1 protein-coding gene and 1 pseudogene are annotated in these 1,523 nt (G+C 71.1%); both read right to left on the reverse strand.

Annotation, left to right across the window (positions count from 1 at the left end; all coding sequences use genetic code 11):
- Positions 1-23: 23 nt before the first annotated feature.
- Positions 24-203, reverse strand: a pseudogene (locus tag VM95_RS37505) (low molecular weight phosphatase family protein); the annotation flags it as partial.
- Positions 204-767: 564 nt separating this feature from the next.
- Positions 768-1,523, reverse strand: a 756-nt coding sequence (locus tag VM95_RS41095; RefSeq protein WP_045705883.1) for an SAM-dependent methyltransferase, incomplete at its 5' end; no start/stop codon positions are given.

Below are 1,523 nucleotides of genomic sequence, written 5' to 3' on the forward strand. Positions count from 1 at the left end.
GACCGGCCCAGTGGCGGCACCGCTCACGCGGCGGGCCCGACGCCAAGGCCGGTGAGCAGGCCGCGGACGCCCTGCTCGATCCCGTCACGGATCGGGCAGACGGCTTCGACACCCCAGCCGGCCGGGTCCTCCAGCTTCCAGTCCAGGTACGTCCTGCCGAAGAAGAAGGGGCAGGCGTCGCCGCAGCCCATCGTGATCACCAACCGGCGAGCAGCCGGCGGCGGCCAGAGCACGGCCACCGGGCAATCACCGGGCCGGGCAGGCAACCTGGTGCCAGATAGTGCGCACCACCTGGCCACCGGGCAGACGGTGCTCACTGTTCCAGGTACGACAACACCGCGGCACACCACGACGCGAACGCGGCGACGGGACAGGAACGGGGACAGCGGCAAGGCCACCAGTGGGACGCCGACGCGGACGCGGCGACGGGACGGGAACGGGGACAGCGGCAAGGTCACCGATGGGACGCCGACGCGGACGCCGGGCGGAGGAGATCGTCATGCCCACCGTTGTGCCACCCCCACCCCACACCCAACCACCCCCCACCCGAACGCGTGAAAAACAGCCAAACACCACCGAGCCGGCCACGCACCGCCAGGCAACCACCGCCAGGCGCAGCCAGGCGGGCGCAACCAGGCGGGCGCAGCCAGGTGCGGCCGGGCACGGCCAGGCGCAGCCAGGCGGGCGCGACCAGGTGCGGGCGGGCGGGCGCGACCAGGCGCGGGCGGGCGAGCGCGGCCAGGCGCGGGCGGGCGCGAGGCGGGCGGTCAGGGCTTGATCGCGACGGCCGCGTAGAAGGAGACCTGCGCGTCGGTGACAGTCGGCGGCAGGAGGTCGTCGGCGGGGGTGTCCTCGCCCGGGGCGAGCCAGCGGTGAGCGGGAGTGATGCCGGGCTCCAGCAGGTCCAGGCCCTCGAAGAACGTCGCGAACTCGGCTGCGGGACGCAGGCGCAGGGTGGTACCGGCCTGGTTGTAGATCTCCTCGACCTTGTTCGCGCCAACCGGGTCGAGCTCGGCGGTCGCGTGGGACAGGACGAGGGCGGAGCCGGAGGGCAGCGGATCCAGGAACTGCTTGAGGAGAGCGTGGGCCTCCTCAAGGGTCGGCACGAAGTGGATGAGCGCGACCATGGACAGCACGACCGGCCGGGACAGGTCGAGGGTCTGAAGGACCTGGGGGGCGCTCAGGATCGCGGCGGGATCACGCACATCACCATGGACATAGGCGGTACGACCCTGAGGCGTACTGGTCATCAGAGCACGGGAGTGCGCCAGAACGACAGGATCGTTGTCGACATAGACCACACGCGCCCGCGGCTCGACCGCCTGGGCGACCTCGTGCAGATTCGGCGAGGTCGGAATACCGGAACCGATGTCCAACCACTGCCGCAGGCCACGCCGGGCCAGAGCACGCGTGGCACGATGCATGAAGGTGCGGTTGGCGCGCACGGCGGTACGCATCGTCGGAAACACCGTCAGAACACGCTCAGCCGCCTCACGGTCAACAGCGAAATTGTCCTTCCCACC

The sequence above is a fragment of the Streptomyces rubellomurinus genome (genome assembly GCF_000961885.1).
In the GTDB taxonomy this organism is placed as follows: Bacteria; Actinomycetota; Actinomycetes; order Streptomycetales; family Streptomycetaceae; genus Kitasatospora; species Kitasatospora rubellomurina.